Here is a 20,376-nt window from a genome sequence, read left to right on the forward strand (position 1 = left end):
ATAAGTACAGGTGAAAATGATCGCACATCAAATAATACAAATAAAAATACTAGTATCATTTGATGTATACATACTGATACTAGTATTTTTATCTTTACCAACACGATCATCATTATCTTTATTGTTATTATCAACTTTATTTTTATCACTATATAGAAAAGTAAAAATACTATTAAAAATACTATTGATTGGAAGTCATGGAAAGCATATAATATTTATGAGGTGATCATATGGCCAAAAGGCATAAGAAAGAGCGGTTTACTATCGATCTTCCCCCAGATCTCAAAGAATGGGCCGAACAAGTAGCTATTAAATTGTCCTACGAAAGGGGGAGCAAAGTAAGTCGTAACCAAGTTATTGAAGAATCATTAATTCTATTTAAAGAACATTTGGAAAGTAAGCAAAAATAATAGGCTTACTGGTACGCGTCGCAAGCCACCAGTAAGCCAAGAAAAGCCCCTTAGAAAAGGGTTTGATCCGATTATACACTGTCCATTGAAAACTAAATAGAGGTGATAAAAAGTGGATTTAATAAGTGTTTTTTCTCAAGGATGGGTGCTGTTCTATATACTAGCTGGCGCATTGATCGTAGCAGCTATTGCATTTTTCGCACCTGCCGACGTTGAATACCCAAACCATAAGCGAGTACCAAATCCAATTGTCCGTGCTTTCTATTCTGTCGGATTTTTCATTGCAGACTTTGGTCCGATGATCGTGAATCTGTTCAATGTTGTCTATATCAACTTGCGGAAATTATTCGCTTTTATCGTCGGTCTCTTGATAGAAATCGGTACGGTTCTCGTGTTGATCAGTACTATCTATTTTAGTTTCTCCCATTCTGTCGAATTACTACGTCGTGCAGGGGCGACTGGAGGACTCGAATACGTTGGTGTTTTAATGTGGGAGATTGTATTCATTTCATCAACGGCTTCATTAACCAAAATTGCAATGCAAAAAACCTGGAAGGTGAATTGGTGGTATCTCGGATTTTCTCTTGCTGGTTTTGCTCTTGGGATCGCCTTCGTTCTATGGTCTAATATCACCGGAATGAGCGACACCACGGGTGGATTAATTATAGGTATTTTTACTCCAGTTCTTTTGATCGTTGCTGAAGGTGTATTGGCCTTTCGATATAAATCAGAGTTCGAAGAAGAGGAAGAGAAAAAATCTAACACCTCCAATATGGAGATGGAGACCTCCAACAAGGTGGAGAGTAACTCCAAGGTGGAGGTGGAGAATTCCTCCAAACTGGAGACCTCCAACGACGTGGAGAACACCTCCAGCCAGATCGAAGCCTCCAACCAATTGGAGGTAGAAAATGCATCCAAACTGGAGAACTCCACCACAGTGGAGAGTGACTCCAAAACAGAACTGGAGACCTCCAATAAACAAGATATGGAGAGCCCCTCCAATTCAGAAAACACCTTAGAATCAAAAGATTCTCCTGACATGGAGACCACCTCCAACAAGGTAGAGAATAGCTCTAATATGGAGGAGAAGGTGGAGGAGGAAAACTCTAACCAAGTGGACACCACCACCTCCAATAAGGTGGAGGAACAACCTGAAGTGGTGGAGGAGGAAAACTCCAGCAAAGAAGATATGACCTCCAATGTAGAAGCGAAAACCTCCAAACTGGAGACCTCCAGCAAAGCAAAAAAATCCTCCAAGAAAACAAAGATGGAGGCGAAATCCTCCAACAAGATGGAGAACTCCATTCTGGAGATGAAGGTGGAGAATCCGACCTCTCCAGTTGAGTGGGCAATTTACCTCCACCAGCGAGATGGAGAATTACCAGGACGACCAACCCTCATGAAAAAATCTGGATGCAGCGACTGGATCGCACGAAAAACATTAAGCGAGTTAAAAAGCAAAATTAGCTAAATGAAAAAAAGAAGCGGCAGCTAGTCAGTAGCTCCGCTTCTCTATCAATCTATTGTCGGAATCTGTAAAACAAGGTAGAATCATATCAAAGAAAAAGAGCGACCTGCTGCGAACAGGATCGCCCTTACCGGTTAGGGAGTTGCGGCAAACAACTCTCAAACCAAGTTATTTTATTTTCAAGTCACTCATTATTTTAACCAGTTTGATTATATTGGTCAACATATACAAAAAGACCAAATTTTTCAGATGAGTGAAGTAAATAACCGGTAAGCGAGCGATCCTCTTCCAAACATGTCGTTAATAGACAAAAGGGAGAGGTTTTTATTATGGAAAATCATAAACCAATCATTGGTGGTATCTTTGGAACTCGTACAACTTGGGATGCAGAAGGGAACATGGTGCAGCAAGATGATTTCCATCTACGTATCTACTGGGATCTATGGAGAGAAGGAGCCATCGCAAAGTTGAAAGGTAACATGCTCCATGTTTATCTCACCATTGCTATGCATCTAGATAAATCTGGTGAAGGCTGGCCAACTCAACAACGCATTGCCGAAATGTGTGAAATCAATCGTGACACTGTTGGAACTGCCATCAAAAAACTGGTTAAAGAAGGATTTATCGAAGCTGAAAAAGTGCGTTCAAAAGGAAAATTCGATAACACTGTCTATAAGATCAAGTTTGCACCAAAAGTATCGGAAAATAACCATGCGGAAAAACCCGACATGGTAAAAACCGAGGAAAATAAACATTCCCACCATGCGGGAAAAACCGTCACGGAAAAACCGTCACGGAAAAACCGTCACGGAAAATCCGACACTAAGGAAGATATATCTTTTAAGAAAGATCCATCTTTTAAGAAAGATTTTGATGATGAGGAGGCTTCGCCGATCTGGGAAACAGATAATCAATATTTGGCATTAAGAAGCACATTTACATCTGTAGGAGCAGATGACATAAAAAAACATGAAGAGCACCACAACAAGTTTTTAGAAGCTATTCAAAAAGTAGGTTTCCCAGACTTAATTGGTGCAGCTAGTAAATACATAAAAGCTACTGGGAAAAATGCTCAAATTGTTCTTTTCTTGTCTGGACTCTTTAATGAGTATCTAGACAAACCAAAAAAGCAAAAAGTTACCCATTTACCAACTAAAAACAAAGATAACTCTGATTTACCAGAATCTGTTCGTAATCAGGAAGAAGGGAAAACCTCAAACGACGATCTAACAGATGAAGAGTTTGAGAAGATGAAAGCGCAACTCCATGCCAAGATGAAGAAAATGGACGAGAATTTCGAGCGAAGAAAAGCTGCTAAATAACTGCCAAATCCCTTTATTCAGAAATAGTGATTATTGAATCGGAGGATTTTAATCACTTTTTAGAGTATCAATTTGGTTAGGAGGAGATGGTTTTAATGAAACTAGAAAACAAAAACGACACTTATATTTGTACCCTTTGTGGAGATGTTTTTTGGGATTTCGATAATAAGGCTAAAGAAACAGGGTGTCAAAGCGATTATTGTAATGGTGATTTTGAGGATCTAAAAATATATGAGGAGGGAGATGAAGAAAGGATAGCAGAAGCTCATCGGGGATAGCACCTCTCAGAATGTCCTACAAGGCGGCTAGGAAGCCCGTAGAGAGACTATTTGAATCAAACTGAATATTTCCCCATAAAATAAACCTCCTAATAACTAGGAGGTTTATTCTTTGATGATCAATATTTCATCACGCATTTGATATATTTCGCTTTTATTGGCTTTGTTTTCGGTTAAATGAGCTACATGTTGTTCTATATTGGAAAGTCTTTCAGTGACTGTTTCAAACATAGCAGCTGTGTTGGCGTAATGTTTATCTACTTTATTTTCTAATTGATTAAATCTCTGGTTCATTTGATTAAATTGATCATTCATATCAGATTTTAAATCAGTAATAGCAGCTAGTAACGCTTGGAATTCCTTATTTTCCATCTTCGTTTCCGCCTCCAGTATCTGGTATTATCTCAAACAATTCTCCAGGAGTACATTCCAATATTTCGCAGATCTTGATTAGATGGCTAAATTCAATACGTTTAGCTGTTTCATGATACAGAGCCTGAATAGTTGGGTATCTAATTCCACTTTGTATAGATAATTGCCTTTGACTCATTTTCTTTCTACCAAGCGCTTCTGATAAGTTAATCTTCACCCTCATTTCGCCTCCTCCTTTCTATTATAACATTTTTCAGAAAAAATTATATCTAAAACCATTGTATATTGTATCACCTTTCGTATATAATGAATGCAAGAAGAGGTTAACACACTCTCTTCTAATATAACTGAAATGCCAGGAAAGGGGATACAGCATGATCAAAGTTTTCTTCGATGCTGAAGCGGGTGAGTACTACCGCGTACCACCACGGTTTATGAATCGTTTTAGACATGAAGGTTTGGAGCTGGTTTTTGAAGGCACAGCGGTTGAAGTTGAAGCTCGTTTTGAAGCTACGGATTGCGCTTTCACTGTTGTACCAAAATTTCAAAATGAGAAACCATCTTTCTCTAGCGACTTCTGGTCCATGTTTGAGATTGAGCCAGTTGGTGAGTGGATTTGGTTGGAGGTGAACAAAATTGTTCGAATTCCTCAAGAAAAAGTCTTTGGATGAGCGTATCGAAGAGGCTGGCAAAAAGCTAGATGAAGCCTACGAGAAAGATGATCTAGAATCAGCTGGCTTGTGGGACTACGAATGGCGCAGACTTCGCAAGAAGAAAGCCGAGCAAGAAGGTTGGTGGGATTGATGTACTTGGAAGAATGGCCGGAGTTGGTTGATCTATGCGAGGAAATGACTGAATCTTGGGAAGTTACAGATGAGGTCTTCCTAGTAGGAGGTGAAATAGATGAGTCTGTTTGATTTTGGGGAACACAAAGCAATCAAAGATTTGATCGAGATGGAGCCAGACGATTGGAAAGACAAATATCGAGACAACAAAGATGAAGATAACAGCGACAATGATAAAAGCACCTTCCGGTTCTGACCAACCAGAAAGGTGCAACAGATAAAGCAGGTATACACAAGCATTTTACCATTAAAAAGGAGCGACACCAATGTTATTAGCCACAAAAAACGTTTTCTTCGGAGAGAACGGATTAAGCAACGTTATGTATTTCTTAGACAATATCCACCCTGCCCTTTTGATTCTGGGTCTTGTATGGGTGTTTGGAAAAATCATAAGACGAGTTTAAAGGAGTTGATTGTAATGGGATATAGCTCCATGACAAAAGAGGAATTGCAAAACGAGTTGAACGCATGGAATCAGGATCTGAAATCAACCGAAAGATATATTTCATGGTTAGAACAAAATGCCCCAGAAGATGTTCGCGAATATCAGAAAGAGTTAGCAGAAATAACCTCAGAGATCTCTAAAATCAATAGTTATCTATAAATGCGAAACGCCCGATTCGTCGGGCATCTGGATGGGATCAGCTCCATCCACTGATGAGCTAGCTGATATAGGAGGAAAATAATATGTTTTTTGATTTCTTTGGTAGTAGTTCCAACACCGATACTAGTAATGATAGGGAACAACGAGAGCGAGAAAGAAAGCGGGATAAATTAAAAGATGAGATTCGTGATCTGAAAAATGATATTGAACATTCTAAAGATCGTATTAGAAAAGAAGAAATGCACCTGGAGACTTACGAAGATGATTTAAAAAGTAATGAAGATGACTTGGCGGATTGGAAGCGCAAAAATACAAAGTGGGGTAGGATTTCGATAACAGCGGATCGTACACTCAAGAATGTTTGTGAATCGGAGATCGAGCGGTTAGAAAAGGTTATTAGGAAACAAAAGAATTTGATCGATAGTATCAAACGGGATCTTAGAGACGAAGAACGTGAGCTGGAAAAAAAGAAATCAGAATTGAGATACTTATAAATTAAAGGGAAAGGGTGAGAGTCCCTTTCCTTTTTTAAATAAAAAGGAGGTAATCACATGTTTGGATCTGGATGGGATAACGAAAAAGGCGGCGAGAGTTTCGAAACAATTGGAAAAATCGCTGGTCCTATCGTTTTGATTGGTGGAGCTTATGGGCTTGCAAAAGGTGGTTGGCAGTGGCTGGATAAGTGGTCTATTTTCCAAAAGGAAGTAGAGACAGCCACCGTTAATGTTGGGAATGCGGTCATTGATTTTACCCAAGCAGGGATTGCACTTGGTGCTTGCGCTGCTGTTGGATATGGTACCACCCGATTGGTGAAATTCATTCTAGAGCCGGAACTAGAGGCGATCCAAGTGTCTCCTTCGCTGTCAGAGGAAATTGACCCTAGTAAGGTCTGGCGGTTTATCGAAAGCCTAGGAATGTATAAAAACAACATGTTTACCCTTCGCCGTTGGTTTTCTTGGCGAATTGTGAAAGATAAAGACGGAAAGATCAGCTTTTATCTGATAGTTCCAAGGAAATTAGTATCTAGCATTCAAGAGGAGATGAAGTTGGCCTATCCTGGTGCAGTGCTCCAGCATATTGAAAATCTAGAGATTCCCTTTTATCAACAAGGTGTTGGGAAGGTTGGACATATGATGTTGGGCAATAAAAACCCAGCTTTTGGATTAAACACTGAGTTTAATAACGAAATTGCAAATATTGTCCACCTAATGGAGCCAGAGACGATTCTAGATATTCGATTTTCTGCCAGCTCATCAGAAGAGATCAGAGAAGAAGGACGCAGCATGATCCTACGTATCAGATCGAAGAAAGACAAATTGTCTGAGGATCGCAAGGATGAGGCGCTGATCACAGAAAGATATCGTGGAAGAAGCGCGTTTGATGTATCGATTTCTTTATGGTCTCGACGAAATATCAGCGGAATTGCAACCAAGCTTAGTCAACGTACCAAAGGGATGAATTATCTAGAACTTCATGAGTATAGTTGGTTCCCAGAACTACGCAGCCTTTTCACTCATGAGAGCAACATGGGCAAATTTCTACCTACCTTTGTTGGTCCATTGCCTTGGAGAAGATTCCAACTAACAGATAAAGAGCTTGCACAATTTACGCTAGTTCCACCAGTTGGGCATCCAGCAAGAGAGCACATAGAGTTGATCCTTCCCAAACTCAAGCCTGCAGCGCACCTGTTCCAAGAAGGCTTACAAATCGGCTATGTAGATCATCCTGAGTTTCTGAAAACTACTGATGAGCAAGTGGATTGGGATAAATCTCGACCTCTGCGTTTAGACCTTACAACATTAGACCGTCATGGGGTGATTCCTGGAGCGACTGGAGCTGGTAAAGGTGGTTTCATTGGGGCAATTGGTGATGGAATGCTGGAGGGATGGGCAAAAGATACGATGCCAACAGGATTTACCTTGTGTGATCCTCATATGTCTAGCAACTTATTGATCATCAACAAGCTCTTAGCCTTAGAAGAAAAAGGAATCAAGGTAGACTGGGATCGAGTTCGTTGTTACAGCTTCAACCCGAAGAACGAGCACCCAACACCACTAAATATCTTAGCAGGAACCGAAAGTGACACGATCGATGCGTTAGTGAAAGAATCCTCTCAAATCATTACGGAGGCATTCCCTGGTGAGTTAACAAAGAGCCGCGAACTATTAGAAGCAGCACTTCACGCACTTCTCTGGGATTCAGAAAAGCGAACCATTGCAGAGATTCCACGATTGTTTCGGGATGATGTTTATATCGAGAAAGCCATTGCTAATATCCAGAATCCAGTAATGAAAGAGTATTTTGTACAAGAAGTACAAGAAGCGAAAGAACAAGGGAAAAATCAGAACCTATCAGCGTTAATCACTCGTATCTTTCCTTTTATCAGTCAACAGATCATGCAACGTAGCTTTTGCCAGTATGACAATGTGATTGATGGAGAGCGAATCATTGAAAAAGGCGAAATAGTCTTATTAGATTTCAACGATGCACCACCGGAAATGTACAAATTGACTGCTGGATGGCTCGTCAATCACTACCTCAAAACAGCAATTCGACGTAAGCCATACAACGGCAAACACCATTATTTGATCTTGGATGAGGCACAGGAATTCCGGATAGAGACAATGGCTAAGATCGTCCAGCAGACAAGAAAATTCCATCTTGGATTGTGGCTACTCACGCAAGACACCAACGAGCTAGATCCACGAGTGAAGAAAGCGCTAGAAACCAACTATGGATTTTTCCTAAGTCTTCGCCAAAACCAAGGCGTGGAGCAATCGATCAAGTTAATGAACAACGAGTTTAAACCAGAAGAGATCAAGATGTTACCAGATAATCATGGAGTTTTACGAACTGTAGAAGGATCTGCTAATATCGCTTACCCTCCACCAGCGTTCATTTGGCAAGGAGAACGCACCAAGCAAGGAAGCAAAGAAGCAGATAAAGCCTATGATGCAGCAGAACAGAAATTTTTCGAGTTGGTAAAACGTGATTGCCGTCACTATTCAGAAGTCGATCAAGACATTGCAAGAATGATGAACGAACAGCAACGCAAGCTACAAGTAGTTCGTGGTGGCGGATTGGCTCTACCAGATTAACAACAGAGGGGTGGTTGGAAAACTGCCCCTATCCTATGAGAGGAGACATAGCATGAAAGCATGTGATCTTTGTAATTCAGAAGCGGAATATAACTCAATGGGTAGTAACCTTTGTGAAAGCTGTGCAGAATCTGTTGGTTGGATGGATGAATTAGAGGATTATGATTGATGTTTTAACACGGTAAAGCGATGAATTAAAAAGTTGGACAAGGGCAAAAAATCGGCGATTTGGGGAAGGGGAACCTTTAAGGAGGGGAAGGGGCGCTTTTGGGTAGTAAGGAGTAGATAGAAGGAAGAGAGAAGAGGAGAGATGACAAGTAAGTAATATAGAATTACTAGGTGGTTCGAAGAATTGAGTAGTTAATGAGATGTTGGCATATAATATGCCAGCTAGTTTTTTAGGAAAAATACGATTAATCTAAAAGTAATCGAAATATAACGAAATTAGAATGTATTTATAATGTGGTGAAAGGGTGTCTTTTATGATCAAAAAATGGCTCGAAGAAGACCAATATACGAGTAAAACAGACCAGCTTATGTGTGTCATTTACTCGCTTGGGATCACAGATCGGCGGCAGCTACAAACCGTGACTGGATGGACTGAGATGCAGATCCATGGAGGCTTGCAACGAATCCGTAATCTAGCAAGAGGAAATGAAACTAAAGATGAATGGTTGCTAACATGGCAGCCAACGTATCACAGCCCCTATGTATATAGTTTGGGCGAAAAAGGAATCCAACATGTCAGAGCATTGAAGGAAGCGGCAGTAAAATTCGATGGTCAACAGCCTAGACGTGGTCAAGTGTCACACTTTATGGGGACCAATCACATCCTCTGTCGTGCGATAGAAAAAGGTTATGATGTAAAAGATTGGATGTCAGCAGGCGAAACCCTTTCTTATTTGTACTATCAATTGTTGCCTGAGAAGTCACCAGTGATGCCAGACTGTACGATATGTATTGAGGGTTCACAGCATTACTTTGGGGAATTTGATACCGGAAAGACATCTGGAGGGAAATTAGAGGATAAATTTCACAAATATTTGAATCTATCTAACATAATCGGTGAGTATTTCCCAGTTGTATGGGTAACAGTGAAGGAATCAAGAAAACAATTACTGATGAAAAAGGCACAAGATGCAATTTTGTCTTATGAGAGAAAGAAGAAAAAGCCTTTACCTGCTAAGCTCCCAGAGATGTTCTTCTTTGTGGAAGGGGAAGAAACAGAGTTTTTAGCAGGTAAAGAGCAATCTAGATCTATATGGAGCCAAGCGATTTAAGCGCTTAGGCTTTTTTTGTTGTGATGATCGCATCAAATCCAGCTTGTTTTAGTCTCTCCGCTAACTCCTCGGCGTTCTTCTTATCCTTAAAAGCCCCAGCTTGAACTACAAACAATTCCCCTTCTACTGGTGGAGTGACTGGAGGCGGAGGGGTTACAGATTTAGGCTCTACATATTTCACCTTGAAGTAATCACAGATACCTTTCGCTGTTTCCTCAGCAGATTCAAAGATGAACTTTGGATCTATCATCAGGCGAGCTTCGTCCAAACCAGGATCATCCATAAACCCATACTCGACCAAAGCGGCAGGCATTTTAGTCTCACGCAGCACTTGGAAGTTGGCGGATTTTACGCCACGGTCTTTTTGAGGTGTCCCTTGCTTAACGTGCCAGTGGATCGCCTCCGCCAGCCTTTTACCAGAGGAGCTACCAGGATAGTGGTATGTCTCCACACCCTCTCCTCCACCAGCATTGTAATGAATAGAGATATAGGCGGCAGCATTTGCACGGTTGGCTGTTGCTGTCCTTGTAGAAAGTGGTGTATCTGCATTACCAGGAGCGACAAATAGGGTACGGAATCCACAACGTTGGAGAGCTATCGCTAGGAGATCTGCCACTTTGCGGTTGAATTCGTTCTCACGGATTACACGGCCGCCAAGTGCAGAGATTGCAGGAGTCCTCTTTCCGGAAGTTTCTTGCCCATGCCCATCATCAATCGCAATTAAAATCGCCATCACACATCCTCCTCTTTGGCTTTATCGTCCATAAATCCTTTAGATTCAGTGGTTGGATTGCTCAAAATACCTAACGCCACCAGTAAAGCAATGACTGCTTTTACTGCTTCTTCGCCAGCTTCGAGTTGTTCAGGCAATACCTTTACACCAAAAAACTCCAATACCAATGGTACAAGAGCCACCAAGCTGACCCACATTCCAGCGTTCTTCCATCTATTCATTAAATACCCCTCCTACTTTTTCAGTAACTCTTGTAGCAGCCAAACCGTGAGAGCCACGATCGATGTAAATGACCATCCAACAAGAGCCATCACACGGTTGGATACTTTAGTGTCTAAGGTCTTTACTTCTGCTCTCACATCTTGGATCTCGGAGTCTTTTTTTTTCATATCTTCCTTGTTTCGGTCTAGCTCCGACTTGATAAGGGCCAGATTTGTTTGCATCGAGTCAAGGCGCTCATCAAATTTGTCTAAGCGATCAAATAACTTTTGCAGTATATCTTCGCTCATCGTCTAGTCCCCTCTCTCACCCCCTTTAGAGGCAATAAAAAAAGCCCCTATACAGTGGCTGTTTCTTGTGGAGTAGATGTAATCTCTTCATATTCTGATTGAGTGATATATCCCTTGCTTACAGCTGTTTGTAGCTGAGATTCTGTCACAGTGCCATTTTTCCAACACATTAGGAAGTATCCGTATAATCTAGATGCCATTGCGCTTTGTTCACCTCCTTAGATGCCTAACAAAAAGTTAATGGTATCTTGCATTTGTCGGTTTTCTTCTTTGAGTCTTTCGATTTCGGCTTTGGTGTTAATCTTGCGAAACTCTTCTTTTTTATCGTTTGTCGGATCGAATAAATCTCCTAACGTAACAGTAAGAGTGTCATCTACAATAGCTACTTTCTCAACTGGATAAAATATAGTTCCTTTTTCCCATGTGATTTGATTACCATCTAGCTCAGGTTTTAATACATTTTCTGTTATATCAACCACTACTTGTTGATCGTCTGTGATAAGGATCTTCAACGCGTTCCCTCCTTAGTTATACGTTATTTCTAAGGTGCCAGGTGAATCAAAATAGCCATAATATCCACTAGAGGAACTGTTTATATAGAGTCCAAGTCCTTTTGCAGTGCCGTTTTTAAAAGCTGCTATGAATTCTGGAGTGGATAAATCGATCCATTTTCCTTGTCCCCATGAGAATGGTGATGTTACCACATCGTTGGACAATGTAGGTGCTCCACTAGGTAACCCATTTGAATCTAAATAACTGTGCCATCGGAAGTAAAAAGTTACTGCTCCGCTATTTCCGCCTTGGCTCATACGAGTACAATAAAACCGGATACGCTTGATATTCTTGTTTGTTACAGTTGAACTTGGATTATTTCCAAAGAGCCACAATCCCCGATGTAATCCAAAATCACCCCATTGCCCTTGATACACCATTTTTTCTGATCGCCAACCAGTTACACCGCCAGATCGATAACTCCGACCTTGCAATACTGGAAAGGTGGCAATTGTATCTGGTGCAGGTGGTGCAGTTCCACCAGTTCCAGCAGTTGGTTGGTTAAAGGTCCCCCGAATCTCTCCACCAGTGTCCCCTTTAATAATGGTGTTGGGATGTGTTCCATGACCTGCAATTGTTCCACCCATCCACGCAAAATAACTAAAAGGAGCACTATGACCGGTGTTATTTTCTACTACTCCAGTGCCTCCATATTGAGCGATTAGCAAGTGTGTTATACATTCCTGCATGTGAGTATTCTTCACTAAACCATAAGTAAAGTCACTAAATGAAATTGCTGCATCTGCTTGATTTCTCCCGAAAATCTTCATCTGTTCAACCGTAATAGAAGGACAGCGACTCCCTTTGATCACTGCAAAATTGTCACTACTAGCAAAGTTTAGTACTCCACCGAAAATCTTTATAGTGTTAGAACAGGCTTCTATATTGAATTGACCGTTAAGTGTATAACCTTGAAACAGAAATTCAACAGATCCAGATCCATCGATTCCTGTTAAATTTACTATTTCAGTACCATCACTTAAAAAGTGGATACGAATGGTTCCATTGTTGTATTGGATATCTTGAAGACATTTATAAATAGATCTCCACGGAGTTGTCGAGTCATTTACAGGTGCTTCATCATTACCATTAACAAAGTCTACATAGAGATCTTTGTCAGTTCCGTTGTATCCAATAATTGATGGAGAAATGATTGTTCCTGCTCGGATAACATCGAAGCTGATCTGCTTGTTTTCCCCATTCATTTCTCCAATAGTTTCTTGATTCTCATCCACGAGAAACGTTTTTTGTTTCATCACAACAGAACTACTAGAATAGTCAACACCAGCCCAATCCTTAATGATGTTCCAACGATTTTCGCTTTGATGTAGCGTGTTTTGGAATCGTTGGATTGTCTGGATTGGAACAATGCTAATGGGATTGAAATCGCCCAAAACAACGCTGTCTGATGTTGGATCTGTTTTGCTGCGCTTTACTTCCATGATCCTAGCAGATAGTACAAGAGATGGTTTGAACGTATCATCACGTACGACAATTGTATCTCCCAAGCGGACACGATGAGCAGAATAGCCAGTAAGTTTTTCTAGTAACAACACATCTACTTTATATGTTAGTTTTGGTTTACTCTGTTTCTTTAGCTGCTCTAGTGTGTTGTTAAATAGTTCTGCTTCGTTTGTGGATGTATCATCTTTATACACTCCAAATATATGCCGTCCCGTACGACTCCAGCGTTGAAGAGCTTCTATTGATCCAACCCAATCATCTGTTTTTTCGTATGTCTCTTCATCAATGTTTGGAAAATAGTCTTCAAATGTAAGAGAAAAACCGTTTGGATCGGTTTTCCCAACTCCGATGAGTGCCGTTACTAATTCACTACTGTCCTCTGTCCGTTCTACTCCAATGAGATCCAACCCGTAAGAAAATATTTTCTCCGTCTCTTCTCCTCGCTGTTGTAACACGTTGATCGTCTTTCGGATAATACGAGAATCAATAAACTCTACTTCAAACTCAATCTCTGCTCCATATGCTGCGAGGATCTCATGAACGGCTGCCAAAGCTGTCATATAATCCTTAAATTCGAAATCTCGTGTTCCAGCGTATTCCACGATTCCCAAGGACCAATCAGTTCCTTGTAATACTTCTGACATCGCTTGCTCAATGGTAGAACTAGGTAATGTCCTAGGACGTACGATTGAACCGAGTAACTCGGAAACGGCTGCATTTTCACAGAAAACATTTTTTACATACTCTCCACCACGGTTGGTTTCTACAACTTCTTTGATTCGAAAAAGTTGAAAGCGGTAGTCCATGTTTGGATACACAATAAAAGCCTCCGACACAATATAGGAGGCTGTTGGATGTCCGGCTGGTATAGTAAATTCGAATGTCAGAACGCCTTTTTCTAGTTGTTCCGTGTGGATGTCGTCCCAAAAGGGGCAAACATTTGGAAGGCTGTTATCTAATAGACCAACACAATTCATTCCTTCGTCTAAGATAAAGAGCCTTTGATCTACCATCACAACCACCTTTCTCTGTAAGTAATGGAGCCGTTACTTATGGCAGCGGGTGTTATTTGTATATTGTTTACTCCTTTTTTCAATCGAATGAAGGAACTAGAAAGTGCCAATTCCGAAAAGAAAGGCTCCCCGTTCTTCTCGATGGTGCCTGTGGCTGAATCGATTGTTAGGGTGTCTCCAGGAATGAAGATCTCGGGAACTTCTGAACTAGGATCTACGTAATTTTCTTCCCAGGCTTCAATCCAATCAAAATGCAAGTAACTAGGAGGATTTAAGGCTCCAAACGTTCCCACATGGATTTGGATGGCTGCTATATCATCCATATATAAATAGTCTTTGTCATACCACTGGGTGGACCAGCGATCATAATAGACACCATTTGTCCCGCGTACAATGCTAAAATACCACCACTGATCTTTACGTTGAAAGGTAATCTTTCCATCGAAATCACGCCAACGACCAGGTGCAAAGTCAGTATTTACAAAGTATGTTCCAGAAAAATATTCTCCAGCTCGTACTTGGATATGGGGAGACTCTAGACCCAAATTGAAATCGCATAAAGCTACACAGCCTACACGGGTGTTATTTGCATCTAAGAGATAGATTTCAATCCTGCCCACTTGATCAGGATTGAATGAGTTCAATGTTAATTGAGACTCAATCGTAAAATCACTGACGAGTTTTCCAAAGGAACGAACAAGCGCCCCACCGTGCCAACCAGGATTTGCAACTGGATCGCCAAAGTCATGATTTTCTTGGTAGATAACGGATCCATTTGAAACCAGTTGTCCAGCGATCGTCCCATTATCTACCCCAAGACCGCTTGTAAAGTTTGCGGTGCTAGATCCATCTTCCCGAAAGAGAAGATTTCGAGCGGGTACTGGATCGGTTTCTCCTACCTTTGCAGGTGTACCAAAATCCATTCGCTGATCATCTGCGATTATAGAAAAGTTAGGTACGGCAGCATCGAAAGTGAATTCGAACTTAGGAAATGCCTCCATCCCTCCTGTATTGGATACTGTTACGGGTTCTGTATCAACTGGAGAGAATGGAACCACCTTTTCTTCGCCATACAAAAAAGGATCCGAACATACAAAAGAGATACTTCCCTGTCCGATTGTGATCATCTCGGATAGATCAGTATCTCCACTTACTTTGGCTAGATAGTATTTATCAGGTTCGTCTAAGATTACTAGTGGTTTCGCATCATCGTAGTAGAGCCATTGGGCTAGTTCTCGGATATGTTGGCGTAGCTCTAAGCGAGTAGCCGCCTCTATAGTGACATCTATTTCAATCATGCGTTCCTCAATGTTAAAGCCAAAATCGTATGATCCAGAACGCCCTTTAATTTTGAGTAAATCTGGTCTGATCGTGGGCAAGATGGATACTTTCAAATCATTGACCAGAACAAAAGCAGGTACATCAATTTCGTTGAATTTAATAGCCAAATTGCATCCCTCCTGCCCTTTGTTCGATATTCTGTAGTCGTTTTAGGTTTTCTGCTAGCTTGACAATGTCTGCCTCTTCTCGGATAGTAGCTTGAATATAGAAATTTTGGACGACGGAACCACTTCCCATTGTCGTTGGGATCTTTGGCGTATTTAGTAATTCTCTCGTTTCTCCCATTCCAGAACTGACGGTTCGTAATGCTGGCCGTAGTCCTTTATCCATACGAGAGGCAAACGTTGGGAAGAATGATTCACCAGATTTGTCTAGATCAGATAAAGGTCCTTCCTTAGCCGGTGAGAATGGCAAATAGGATCTGATCTGTGCCATCCCATTTTTTACAGCAGCTATCGCGTTGGAAATCCCCGACTTGATACCAGAAACAAGCGCATTTAATAATCCTTTCCCAGCAGATAAAAAGCTACTAGCATATCCTTTGACTGCACTTAATGCACTAGATATAGCATTGGAAATTAGAGATTTAATAGCGTTCCAGGCACTCAACGTAGCTGATTTTATCCCATTCCAAACCGATTTGATCACGTTATCCATTGCCATCAGAATCCCAACTACAATAACTAATGCAGCGTTTAGACCGGCCATAATAACCCCTTTAACTAGTTGAATAGCACCTTTTGTTATGGTTTTAATGCCATTCCAAACCCCTTGCCAGTCACCACGCAATAAAGAGGAAAAGGTTCTAAACAAACCTAACAGGATATTAAGTACCCCAGAGATAGCAACTTTAATGTTGTCCCAAATGGCAATGGTGTTATTTTTTAGGATAGTGAAACCGTTGGTTACCACTTCATAGACCTTCACCAAGAATTGTCCAATAGCCACAAGTAGATCCCAAAATGCGAGTGCTACACTGGTAATCGCTTCACGGAATGCTGTGGATGTTTCCCAAAAATAAAGACATGCTGCTACTAATGCCAAGATCCCTAATGTGATTAGTCCTGCTGTAGTTCCTAGAAAAGTAAAAACAGGAATAAGCCCATTCACTACCAGCATTATTGATCCTATAAACATGGCTACCAATGGCAAGATAGCAACTAGAGCAGTTAGGGCGATCAGTAGTGTTTGGGTAGAACCACTGAGACTAGCGAACCATTGCCCAAACTGTTGTACTTTCTCAATTACCATAGGAAGGTATTGATTAGCTAATTCCAACAGTTTGGATCCAATGGGCACCAACGCTTCTTGTAACTGCCGCCATTGAGATATTAATTGTGTGTAGGGGGAACTCATAATTGCATTTCGGACAGCATCAGCCCGCCCTTTTACTTCCGTTAAGGTCTTAGATAACTTCTTTCCTTCAAGATCAGTGGCTTTATATCCAGCTGCCACTAAATCCAATGCTTGGGTAGAAGACAGTTTATATTTGTTCATGATCTCGATTACTTGCTCTAAAGAATCCATAGCATCTACACCAAGAGCCTTGGATATGGCAAGAACATTTGTAACTAGTGAGTCAAGTTGTATATCACTTAGTTGTTTGAATTTCTGTCGTGCTACTCCTACTACACTGGCGACCTCTTCCACGTCTTTACCTAATCCATCACGAAATACACGCTGCGCAATAGGAGCTACCTTTTCAATTTCGGATCTAACCCCACCTAATCGAGCAGATAAAATCGCCATCATATGACCACTATCAGCTGCCGCTTTAAACGCCAAACCACCAACCAGAGCAAGGGGAACCGTTAGCCCTTGGGTGACATTCTCGGCGAAATCTACCATCCCTTCGCCTACTTCCCGTCCACGTCTAGCTAAATCATCCATTTGTTCTCGGACAGCGCGTAATTGAGTAATGGCTTTGCCAGTATTTGCTTTTACTGTAACAATAACTTTGGAATTGTTTAGTTTATCGAGTTGTTTATTTACATTCTGAATCGTACCTTTTACTTCATTCATGGCTTTTTCAGCTGATGCCGCCACTTTTTTGAATACCGAACTGGCACGATCAATACCATTAATAATCAATTCAACGGTATTAGCCAACAGTTCACCTCCTCTTATTTGCTTTCTTCATTTCCTTCTCTTGACGTTTTTGTTCTTCGTTCCAGTGATAGATCAAAACTTGTTTTTGTAGCTCTGTTAGCTGAAAATACTCGCTTGGATCCATTCGAAGAAATCGAACAAAGAAATAAAACTCTTGTGCCTCGTTACTCTTGGCGAAAGGAGTCTAGATCTGCCCTCTCAATTCCAGAAATTGCACTAATTCGGTTTCCTACTTGTTGAATCCATTCAGATCTCCATAATTGATCGATGTTTTCCTCTGTCCATTCCTCATCGATTGTGCCAAGTGCCACTGTTCGCAAAAGTGCACGCGCTTGGTCTTTTAATACTTCCCCCGTGTTCATTTCTAGAGCTTGGGAGGACATCTTTCCAGATGTTCCTATATTCTTCGTGTTTACCTTAATAGAAGATGACTCCAAGGCTTGAATCTCCGCTTTTTCTATGTGAGTAAGTGGGCGGATCTCTACCTCGAATGTTTCTCCATCTAGTACTAGCTCTACTATTTCTCGATGCTGTTTCCCAGCGAGTAGAGCGGCTGATAGTTTTGCCATGTGTTTACCTCCTACGCTACGTTATAGCTTGCCTTATCATTCGTGATAGAAAACTCAATTGGTCCCGTTCCATCTGCTTTGACTAAACCACGTAATGTTGCAGTTTGTTCGATGCGATCCCTTCCTCCAAGTGGTTGTTCCATCGAGGTATAGACTGCCCTTGGGATCAGGATGTCGATGTTATCCCCTACATGGATGGTCATTTCAAATTCTTGGAGTGTGGTGGTTGTAGGGCCTGTTGCAGTTCCCCAAAACTTCTCTAATTGGGTGGTTGAGAAAAAAGAAAGCCCTAGTTCGATCTCTACCATGAATGCCCCACGATAGGCACGACGAGGAAAGCGATTGCCTATTGTTAGACCTGCCTCATTATCTGCGCCCGTTTCAATCGTAATAGAAAAACTCTCGATATTAGCTGATTCATCCACACCGTTAATGGTGGCCGTTACTTGATGAGGTGCGTAAATCTCCCCTTGTGTAAAAGTAGGGGTAGCTTGAAGAGAGGATTTGGAGTCTTTCCCTCCTAATAGATCAACACTAGCCAATAAGAAGCCATCATCTAGCTCGAGCGAAATGTTTTCTACTACACATCCAGTGAAAACATGCTCAAATACATCCTTTCCGGCTCTTGCTGTGAATGATTTCATGAGTGCAGATTGTTCTGGAAAGAATCGATGGGTGAAGCTAGGCGAAGTACCTGTTACCTCATAACCACCTAATGCCCACTTCAAGAACCAAGGGAATGCCTCTATATCAAAAGGAGTAGTAAAAGATCCTTCAGACATATATGGGGCTGGTGCAACCACTCGATCTAGTCGGCTAACCCCCTCGTATATGAGAGCTTGATCGCCACTAGGATCTATTTCTACACTCTCTGGATCAATTGTTTCTGCAGCAGTGGCAGCCGTACCAAAAGTGGTTTCTTCTGCAAATGCAAAATATCTTGATATAGCCATGTTAAAACCTCCTATTCTCGTCTTTGAATACGGAAAGCAAACTGACAAGAAGCCCAATAAACAGAGCTATTTGCCGCCGCTTCGAAAGATGGATCAAAGTTCAACGGTCTAACATCAAAAACTTTACCGTTCAGAGTACGATCCAATGAGATCACATCATACACTTTTGCTGTTATGTCTTCGGCTGTTTCTCTGCCGATTTCGCTATCTAAATCATGAACCATACAAATAAAATCAAAGAGAAAATCATGTGTTGCTGTGTGACCGCCTCGTAATTCTGGTTGGTGAGAGCTAGGGAGAATCCAAACGACTGGCATCATATTAATGTTTCCGATGTCTGTCCGATCCCCATAAACAATAGAGACGACCCCAGTTTCTGGTTTCGTCTCTTCTAATTTAGATATGATGTTATCTTTGATCTCTTTGCGAATGGCTGCTAGATTTCTTGAGTCAATTTGGTAACTCATATTAGCCCCGCCCTTGATAATGCTTGTGATACGAAACTAGATTTACGTTGTTCTGTTTGAGTTACAGACTTTTCAACGTATTTTTGCCCCTTTTGTCCACGGACTGACTTTGCATATATCACTTGACCATTAATTTCAAAACGTAAATACTTAGCACGTTTAGGGGTAATAGGTCTTCCTGTCGGCCCATATATACCCGTACCGTCATTTACCCACTTGGCATATTTTACTTTCGTGTAAACCATGTACCGTAGTTGAGATATTCGGTTTTGTCTCCAAGATAGAGATAACCTTCCGGTATCAATAGGGGAGTTTATCCAAAGGTTTTTCTTTGCATCGTCTGCTGTTAGTTTAACGGCGTATTCTACCGCATCGGTAACTTTGGCGGAAAGTTCAGGGAGATCATGAGTGACATTGACATCTATCCTCATCAACTCATCCTCCTAAATAAAGCGTGGTTTTCGGTACAGATTTAGCGTTTTCAACATTTCCAAAGGATACTGCTCTGTATTCGTAATAGTATTGTTTCTAGTCATATCAAACTGAATCTGTCCATCTTTCATATGGTAGCGACAAAGTTGAGCAATTACTAATTTTACTGCTCCAGGAAAAACCGTTTCGCCTAGCTCGTTTTGGAATTGCTGATTGCAATAACTTTTTACAAAATCTTCAACCATAGGAATAATTGCTGTCAAATACGCGTCATTCTTATCATTTAGGATATGGAGAAGTGTTTTGACTTCCTCTAATGTCACGTCTCTTCTGCCTCCAAAATTGCTTGGATTAAATCCTCTTGGTTCATCTTGCTAGTACCGGTTACGCCTTTTTCTTTGGCTAGTTCTCTCAGCTCCGCTACTTTTAATGAGGTGAGATTCTCTATCTTGGTGTTTTCCGTTTTTGCTACTGGATCATCATACTTTTTCTCCTCAGCCGCCTTTAGTGCAGCTAATTCTCGCCGTCTCCGTTGGAAAGCTGTTGCACTCATACTA

27 protein-coding genes are annotated in these 20,376 nt (G+C 41.2%); 11 read left to right on the plus strand and 16 right to left on the minus strand.

What is annotated here, in order from left to right; genetic code table 11:
• The first annotated feature begins 230 nt into the window (after positions 1-230).
• The 4 genes from VJ09_RS00155 (at position 231) to VJ09_RS00170 (ending at position 3,478) form a co-directional block, all read left to right on the plus strand.
• Positions 231-410, plus strand: a complete 180-nt coding sequence (locus VJ09_RS00155) for a hypothetical protein (RefSeq protein ID WP_044639716.1) — start codon at positions 231-233, stop codon at positions 408-410.
• A gap of 112 nt (positions 411-522) precedes the next feature.
• Complete coding sequence (locus VJ09_RS00160) at positions 523-1,881, plus strand: MFS transporter (protein WP_044639717.1); 1,359 nt, start codon at positions 523-525, stop codon at positions 1,879-1,881.
• A gap of 464 nt (positions 1,882-2,345) precedes the next feature.
• Positions 2,346-3,200, plus strand: a complete 855-nt coding sequence (locus VJ09_RS00165; RefSeq protein ID WP_222704937.1) for a helix-turn-helix domain-containing protein — start codon at positions 2,346-2,348, stop codon at positions 3,198-3,200.
• A 95-nt stretch (positions 3,201-3,295) separates the two neighbouring features.
• Positions 3,296-3,478, plus strand: a complete 183-nt coding sequence (locus VJ09_RS00170; protein WP_044639719.1) for a hypothetical protein — start codon at positions 3,296-3,298, stop codon at positions 3,476-3,478.
• A gap of 105 nt (positions 3,479-3,583) precedes the next feature.
• Here the strand turns inward: VJ09_RS00170 and VJ09_RS00175 are convergent, their stop codons facing one another.
• Positions 3,584-3,850 (minus strand): hypothetical protein, encoded by a 267-nt coding sequence (locus VJ09_RS00175; RefSeq protein ID WP_044639720.1) that lies wholly within the window; start codon positions 3,848-3,850, stop codon positions 3,584-3,586.
• Positions 3,840-4,073 carry a helix-turn-helix domain-containing protein gene (locus tag VJ09_RS00180; protein WP_044639721.1) on the minus strand — a complete coding sequence of 78 codons (234 nt, stop codon included), beginning with the start codon at positions 4,071-4,073 and terminating at the stop codon, positions 3,840-3,842. Before VJ09_RS00180 ends, VJ09_RS00175 begins: the two co-directional genes overlap by 11 nt.
• A 151-nt stretch (positions 4,074-4,224) precedes the next feature.
• Here VJ09_RS00180 and VJ09_RS00185 point away from each other — a divergent pair, with 151 nt between their 5' ends.
• The 7 genes from VJ09_RS00185 (at position 4,225) to VJ09_RS00205 (ending at position 9,677) form a co-directional block, all read left to right on the plus strand.
• The gene (locus tag VJ09_RS00185) at positions 4,225-4,521 is read left to right on the plus strand and encodes a hypothetical protein (RefSeq protein ID WP_044639722.1); all 297 of its coding nucleotides are present in this window, start codon (positions 4,225-4,227) and stop codon (positions 4,519-4,521) included.
• A complete protein-coding gene (locus VJ09_RS18210) occupies positions 4,514-4,654 on the plus strand; it encodes a hypothetical protein (RefSeq protein WP_154662329.1) in 141 nt (46 codons plus the stop codon). Before VJ09_RS00185 ends, VJ09_RS18210 begins: the two co-directional genes overlap by 8 nt.
• Positions 4,655-4,753: 99 nt before the next feature.
• The gene (locus VJ09_RS18215; RefSeq protein ID WP_154662330.1) at positions 4,754-4,891 is read left to right on the plus strand and encodes a hypothetical protein; all 138 of its coding nucleotides are present in this window, start codon (positions 4,754-4,756) and stop codon (positions 4,889-4,891) included.
• A gap of 222 nt (positions 4,892-5,113) precedes the next feature.
• Complete coding sequence (locus tag VJ09_RS00190) at positions 5,114-5,299, plus strand: hypothetical protein (RefSeq protein WP_044639723.1); 186 nt, start codon at positions 5,114-5,116, stop codon at positions 5,297-5,299.
• A gap of 83 nt (positions 5,300-5,382) precedes the next feature.
• On the plus strand, positions 5,383-5,793 hold the full coding sequence (locus tag VJ09_RS00195; protein WP_044639724.1) for a coiled-coil domain-containing protein: 411 nt from the start codon (positions 5,383-5,385) through the stop codon (positions 5,791-5,793).
• Between the two features lie 57 nt (positions 5,794-5,850).
• Entirely contained in the window at positions 5,851-8,397 is a 2,547-nt protein-coding gene (locus tag VJ09_RS00200; protein ID WP_044639725.1) for a type IV secretory system conjugative DNA transfer family protein, read from the plus strand.
• Between the two features lie 482 nt (positions 8,398-8,879).
• Positions 8,880-9,677 carry a replication-relaxation family protein gene (locus tag VJ09_RS00205; RefSeq protein WP_044639726.1) on the plus strand — a complete coding sequence of 266 codons (798 nt, stop codon included), beginning with the start codon at positions 8,880-8,882 and terminating at the stop codon, positions 9,675-9,677.
• A gap of 4 nt (positions 9,678-9,681) precedes the next feature.
• Here VJ09_RS00205 and VJ09_RS00210 read toward each other — a convergent pair whose 3' ends face one another.
• The 14 genes from VJ09_RS00210 to VJ09_RS00270 form a co-directional block, all read right to left on the minus strand.
• Positions 9,682-10,410 carry an N-acetylmuramoyl-L-alanine amidase gene (locus VJ09_RS00210; RefSeq protein ID WP_044639727.1) on the minus strand — a complete coding sequence of 243 codons (729 nt, stop codon included), beginning with the start codon at positions 10,408-10,410 and terminating at the stop codon, positions 9,682-9,684.
• On the minus strand, positions 10,410-10,631 hold the full coding sequence (locus VJ09_RS00215; RefSeq protein WP_044639728.1) for a phage holin: 222 nt from the start codon (positions 10,629-10,631) through the stop codon (positions 10,410-10,412). Before VJ09_RS00215 ends, VJ09_RS00210 begins: the two co-directional genes overlap by 1 nt.
• A gap of 12 nt (positions 10,632-10,643) precedes the next feature.
• The gene (locus VJ09_RS00220) at positions 10,644-10,919 is read right to left on the minus strand and encodes a hypothetical protein (RefSeq protein ID WP_044639729.1); all 276 of its coding nucleotides are present in this window, start codon (positions 10,917-10,919) and stop codon (positions 10,644-10,646) included.
• Positions 10,920-10,966: 47 nt separating this feature from the next.
• On the minus strand, positions 10,967-11,119 hold the full coding sequence (locus tag VJ09_RS17855) for an XkdX family protein (RefSeq protein ID WP_082050322.1): 153 nt from the start codon (positions 11,117-11,119) through the stop codon (positions 10,967-10,969).
• 18 nt (positions 11,120-11,137) lie between these two features.
• Positions 11,138-11,431 carry a hypothetical protein gene (locus VJ09_RS00225; protein WP_044639730.1) on the minus strand — a complete coding sequence of 98 codons (294 nt, stop codon included), beginning with the start codon at positions 11,429-11,431 and terminating at the stop codon, positions 11,138-11,140.
• A 12-nt stretch (positions 11,432-11,443) separates the two neighbouring features.
• On the minus strand, positions 11,444-13,948 hold the full coding sequence (locus VJ09_RS00230) for a phage tail spike protein (RefSeq protein WP_044639731.1): 2,505 nt from the start codon (positions 13,946-13,948) through the stop codon (positions 11,444-11,446).
• Complete coding sequence (locus VJ09_RS00235) at positions 13,948-15,396, minus strand: distal tail protein Dit (RefSeq protein WP_044639732.1); 1,449 nt, start codon at positions 15,394-15,396, stop codon at positions 13,948-13,950. Before VJ09_RS00235 ends, VJ09_RS00230 begins: the two co-directional genes overlap by 1 nt.
• Positions 15,386-17,398 carry a phage tail tape measure protein gene (locus VJ09_RS00240; protein ID WP_044639733.1) on the minus strand — a complete coding sequence of 671 codons (2,013 nt, stop codon included), beginning with the start codon at positions 17,396-17,398 and terminating at the stop codon, positions 15,386-15,388. Before VJ09_RS00240 ends, VJ09_RS00235 begins: the two co-directional genes overlap by 11 nt.
• Positions 17,399-17,562: 164 nt before the next feature.
• Positions 17,563-17,967, minus strand: a complete 405-nt coding sequence (locus VJ09_RS00245) for a hypothetical protein (RefSeq protein WP_044639734.1) — start codon at positions 17,965-17,967, stop codon at positions 17,563-17,565.
• A gap of 11 nt (positions 17,968-17,978) precedes the next feature.
• Positions 17,979-18,920: a phage tail tube protein gene (locus VJ09_RS00250; protein WP_044639735.1), complete on the minus strand. Its 942-nt coding sequence runs from the start codon at positions 18,918-18,920 to the stop codon at positions 17,979-17,981.
• An 11-nt stretch (positions 18,921-18,931) separates the two neighbouring features.
• Positions 18,932-19,387: a hypothetical protein gene (locus VJ09_RS00255; protein WP_044639736.1), complete on the minus strand. Its 456-nt coding sequence runs from the start codon at positions 19,385-19,387 to the stop codon at positions 18,932-18,934.
• Complete coding sequence (locus VJ09_RS00260; protein ID WP_044639737.1) at positions 19,384-19,818, minus strand: HK97 gp10 family phage protein; 435 nt, start codon at positions 19,816-19,818, stop codon at positions 19,384-19,386. Before VJ09_RS00260 ends, VJ09_RS00255 begins: the two co-directional genes overlap by 4 nt.
• 12 nt (positions 19,819-19,830) lie before the next feature.
• Positions 19,831-20,142 carry a phage head-tail connector protein gene (locus VJ09_RS00265; protein WP_044639738.1) on the minus strand — a complete coding sequence of 104 codons (312 nt, stop codon included), beginning with the start codon at positions 20,140-20,142 and terminating at the stop codon, positions 19,831-19,833.
• Positions 20,139-20,372 (minus strand): Rho termination factor N-terminal domain-containing protein, encoded by a 234-nt coding sequence (locus VJ09_RS00270; protein WP_052807140.1) that lies wholly within the window; start codon positions 20,370-20,372, stop codon positions 20,139-20,141. The genes VJ09_RS00265 and VJ09_RS00270 overlap by 4 nt, the downstream gene beginning before the upstream one ends.
• Positions 20,373-20,376 lie beyond the last annotated feature (4 nt).

Source organism: Risungbinella massiliensis (assembly GCF_000942395.1).
Lineage (GTDB): Bacteria > Bacillota > Bacilli > Thermoactinomycetales > Thermoactinomycetaceae > Risungbinella > Risungbinella massiliensis.

Excerpts from the sequence above, each read along its gene's own strand:
- VJ09_RS00155 (WP_044639716.1), top strand. The coding sequence starts at position 231 with ATGGCCAAAAGGCATAAGAAAGAGCGGTTTACTATCGATCTTCCCCCA.
- VJ09_RS00170 (WP_044639719.1), top strand. The coding sequence starts at position 3,296 with ATGAAACTAGAAAACAAAAACGACACTTATATTTGTACCCTTTGTGGA.
- VJ09_RS00175 (WP_044639720.1), bottom strand. The coding sequence starts at position 3,850 with ATGGAAAATAAGGAATTCCAAGCGTTACTAGCTGCTATTACTGATTTA.
- VJ09_RS00180 (WP_044639721.1), bottom strand. The coding sequence starts at position 4,073 with ATGAGGGTGAAGATTAACTTATCAGAAGCGCTTGGTAGAAAGAAAATG.
- VJ09_RS00185 (WP_044639722.1), top strand. The coding sequence starts at position 4,225 with ATGATCAAAGTTTTCTTCGATGCTGAAGCGGGTGAGTACTACCGCGTA.
- VJ09_RS18215 (WP_154662330.1), top strand. The coding sequence starts at position 4,754 with ATGAGTCTGTTTGATTTTGGGGAACACAAAGCAATCAAAGATTTGATC.
- VJ09_RS00190 (WP_044639723.1), top strand. The coding sequence starts at position 5,114 with ATGGGATATAGCTCCATGACAAAAGAGGAATTGCAAAACGAGTTGAAC.
- VJ09_RS00195 (WP_044639724.1), top strand. The coding sequence starts at position 5,383 with ATGTTTTTTGATTTCTTTGGTAGTAGTTCCAACACCGATACTAGTAAT.
- VJ09_RS00200 (WP_044639725.1), top strand. The coding sequence starts at position 5,851 with ATGTTTGGATCTGGATGGGATAACGAAAAAGGCGGCGAGAGTTTCGAA.
- VJ09_RS00205 (WP_044639726.1), top strand. The coding sequence starts at position 8,880 with ATGATCAAAAAATGGCTCGAAGAAGACCAATATACGAGTAAAACAGAC.
- VJ09_RS00210 (WP_044639727.1), bottom strand. The coding sequence starts at position 10,410 with ATGGCGATTTTAATTGCGATTGATGATGGGCATGGGCAAGAAACTTCC.
- VJ09_RS00215 (WP_044639728.1), bottom strand. The coding sequence starts at position 10,631 with ATGAATAGATGGAAGAACGCTGGAATGTGGGTCAGCTTGGTGGCTCTT.
- VJ09_RS00220 (WP_044639729.1), bottom strand. The coding sequence starts at position 10,919 with ATGAGCGAAGATATACTGCAAAAGTTATTTGATCGCTTAGACAAATTT.
- VJ09_RS17855 (WP_082050322.1), bottom strand. The coding sequence starts at position 11,119 with ATGGCATCTAGATTATACGGATACTTCCTAATGTGTTGGAAAAATGGC.
- VJ09_RS00230 (WP_044639731.1), bottom strand. The coding sequence starts at position 13,948 with ATGGTAGATCAAAGGCTCTTTATCTTAGACGAAGGAATGAATTGTGTT.
- VJ09_RS00245 (WP_044639734.1), bottom strand. The coding sequence starts at position 17,967 with ATGGCAAAACTATCAGCCGCTCTACTCGCTGGGAAACAGCATCGAGAA.
- VJ09_RS00250 (WP_044639735.1), bottom strand. The coding sequence starts at position 18,920 with ATGGCTATATCAAGATATTTTGCATTTGCAGAAGAAACCACTTTTGGT.
- VJ09_RS00255 (WP_044639736.1), bottom strand. The coding sequence starts at position 19,387 with ATGAGTTACCAAATTGACTCAAGAAATCTAGCAGCCATTCGCAAAGAG.
- VJ09_RS00260 (WP_044639737.1), bottom strand. The coding sequence starts at position 19,818 with ATGAGGATAGATGTCAATGTCACTCATGATCTCCCTGAACTTTCCGCC.
- VJ09_RS00270 (WP_052807140.1), bottom strand. The coding sequence starts at position 20,372 with ATGAGTGCAACAGCTTTCCAACGGAGACGGCGAGAATTAGCTGCACTA.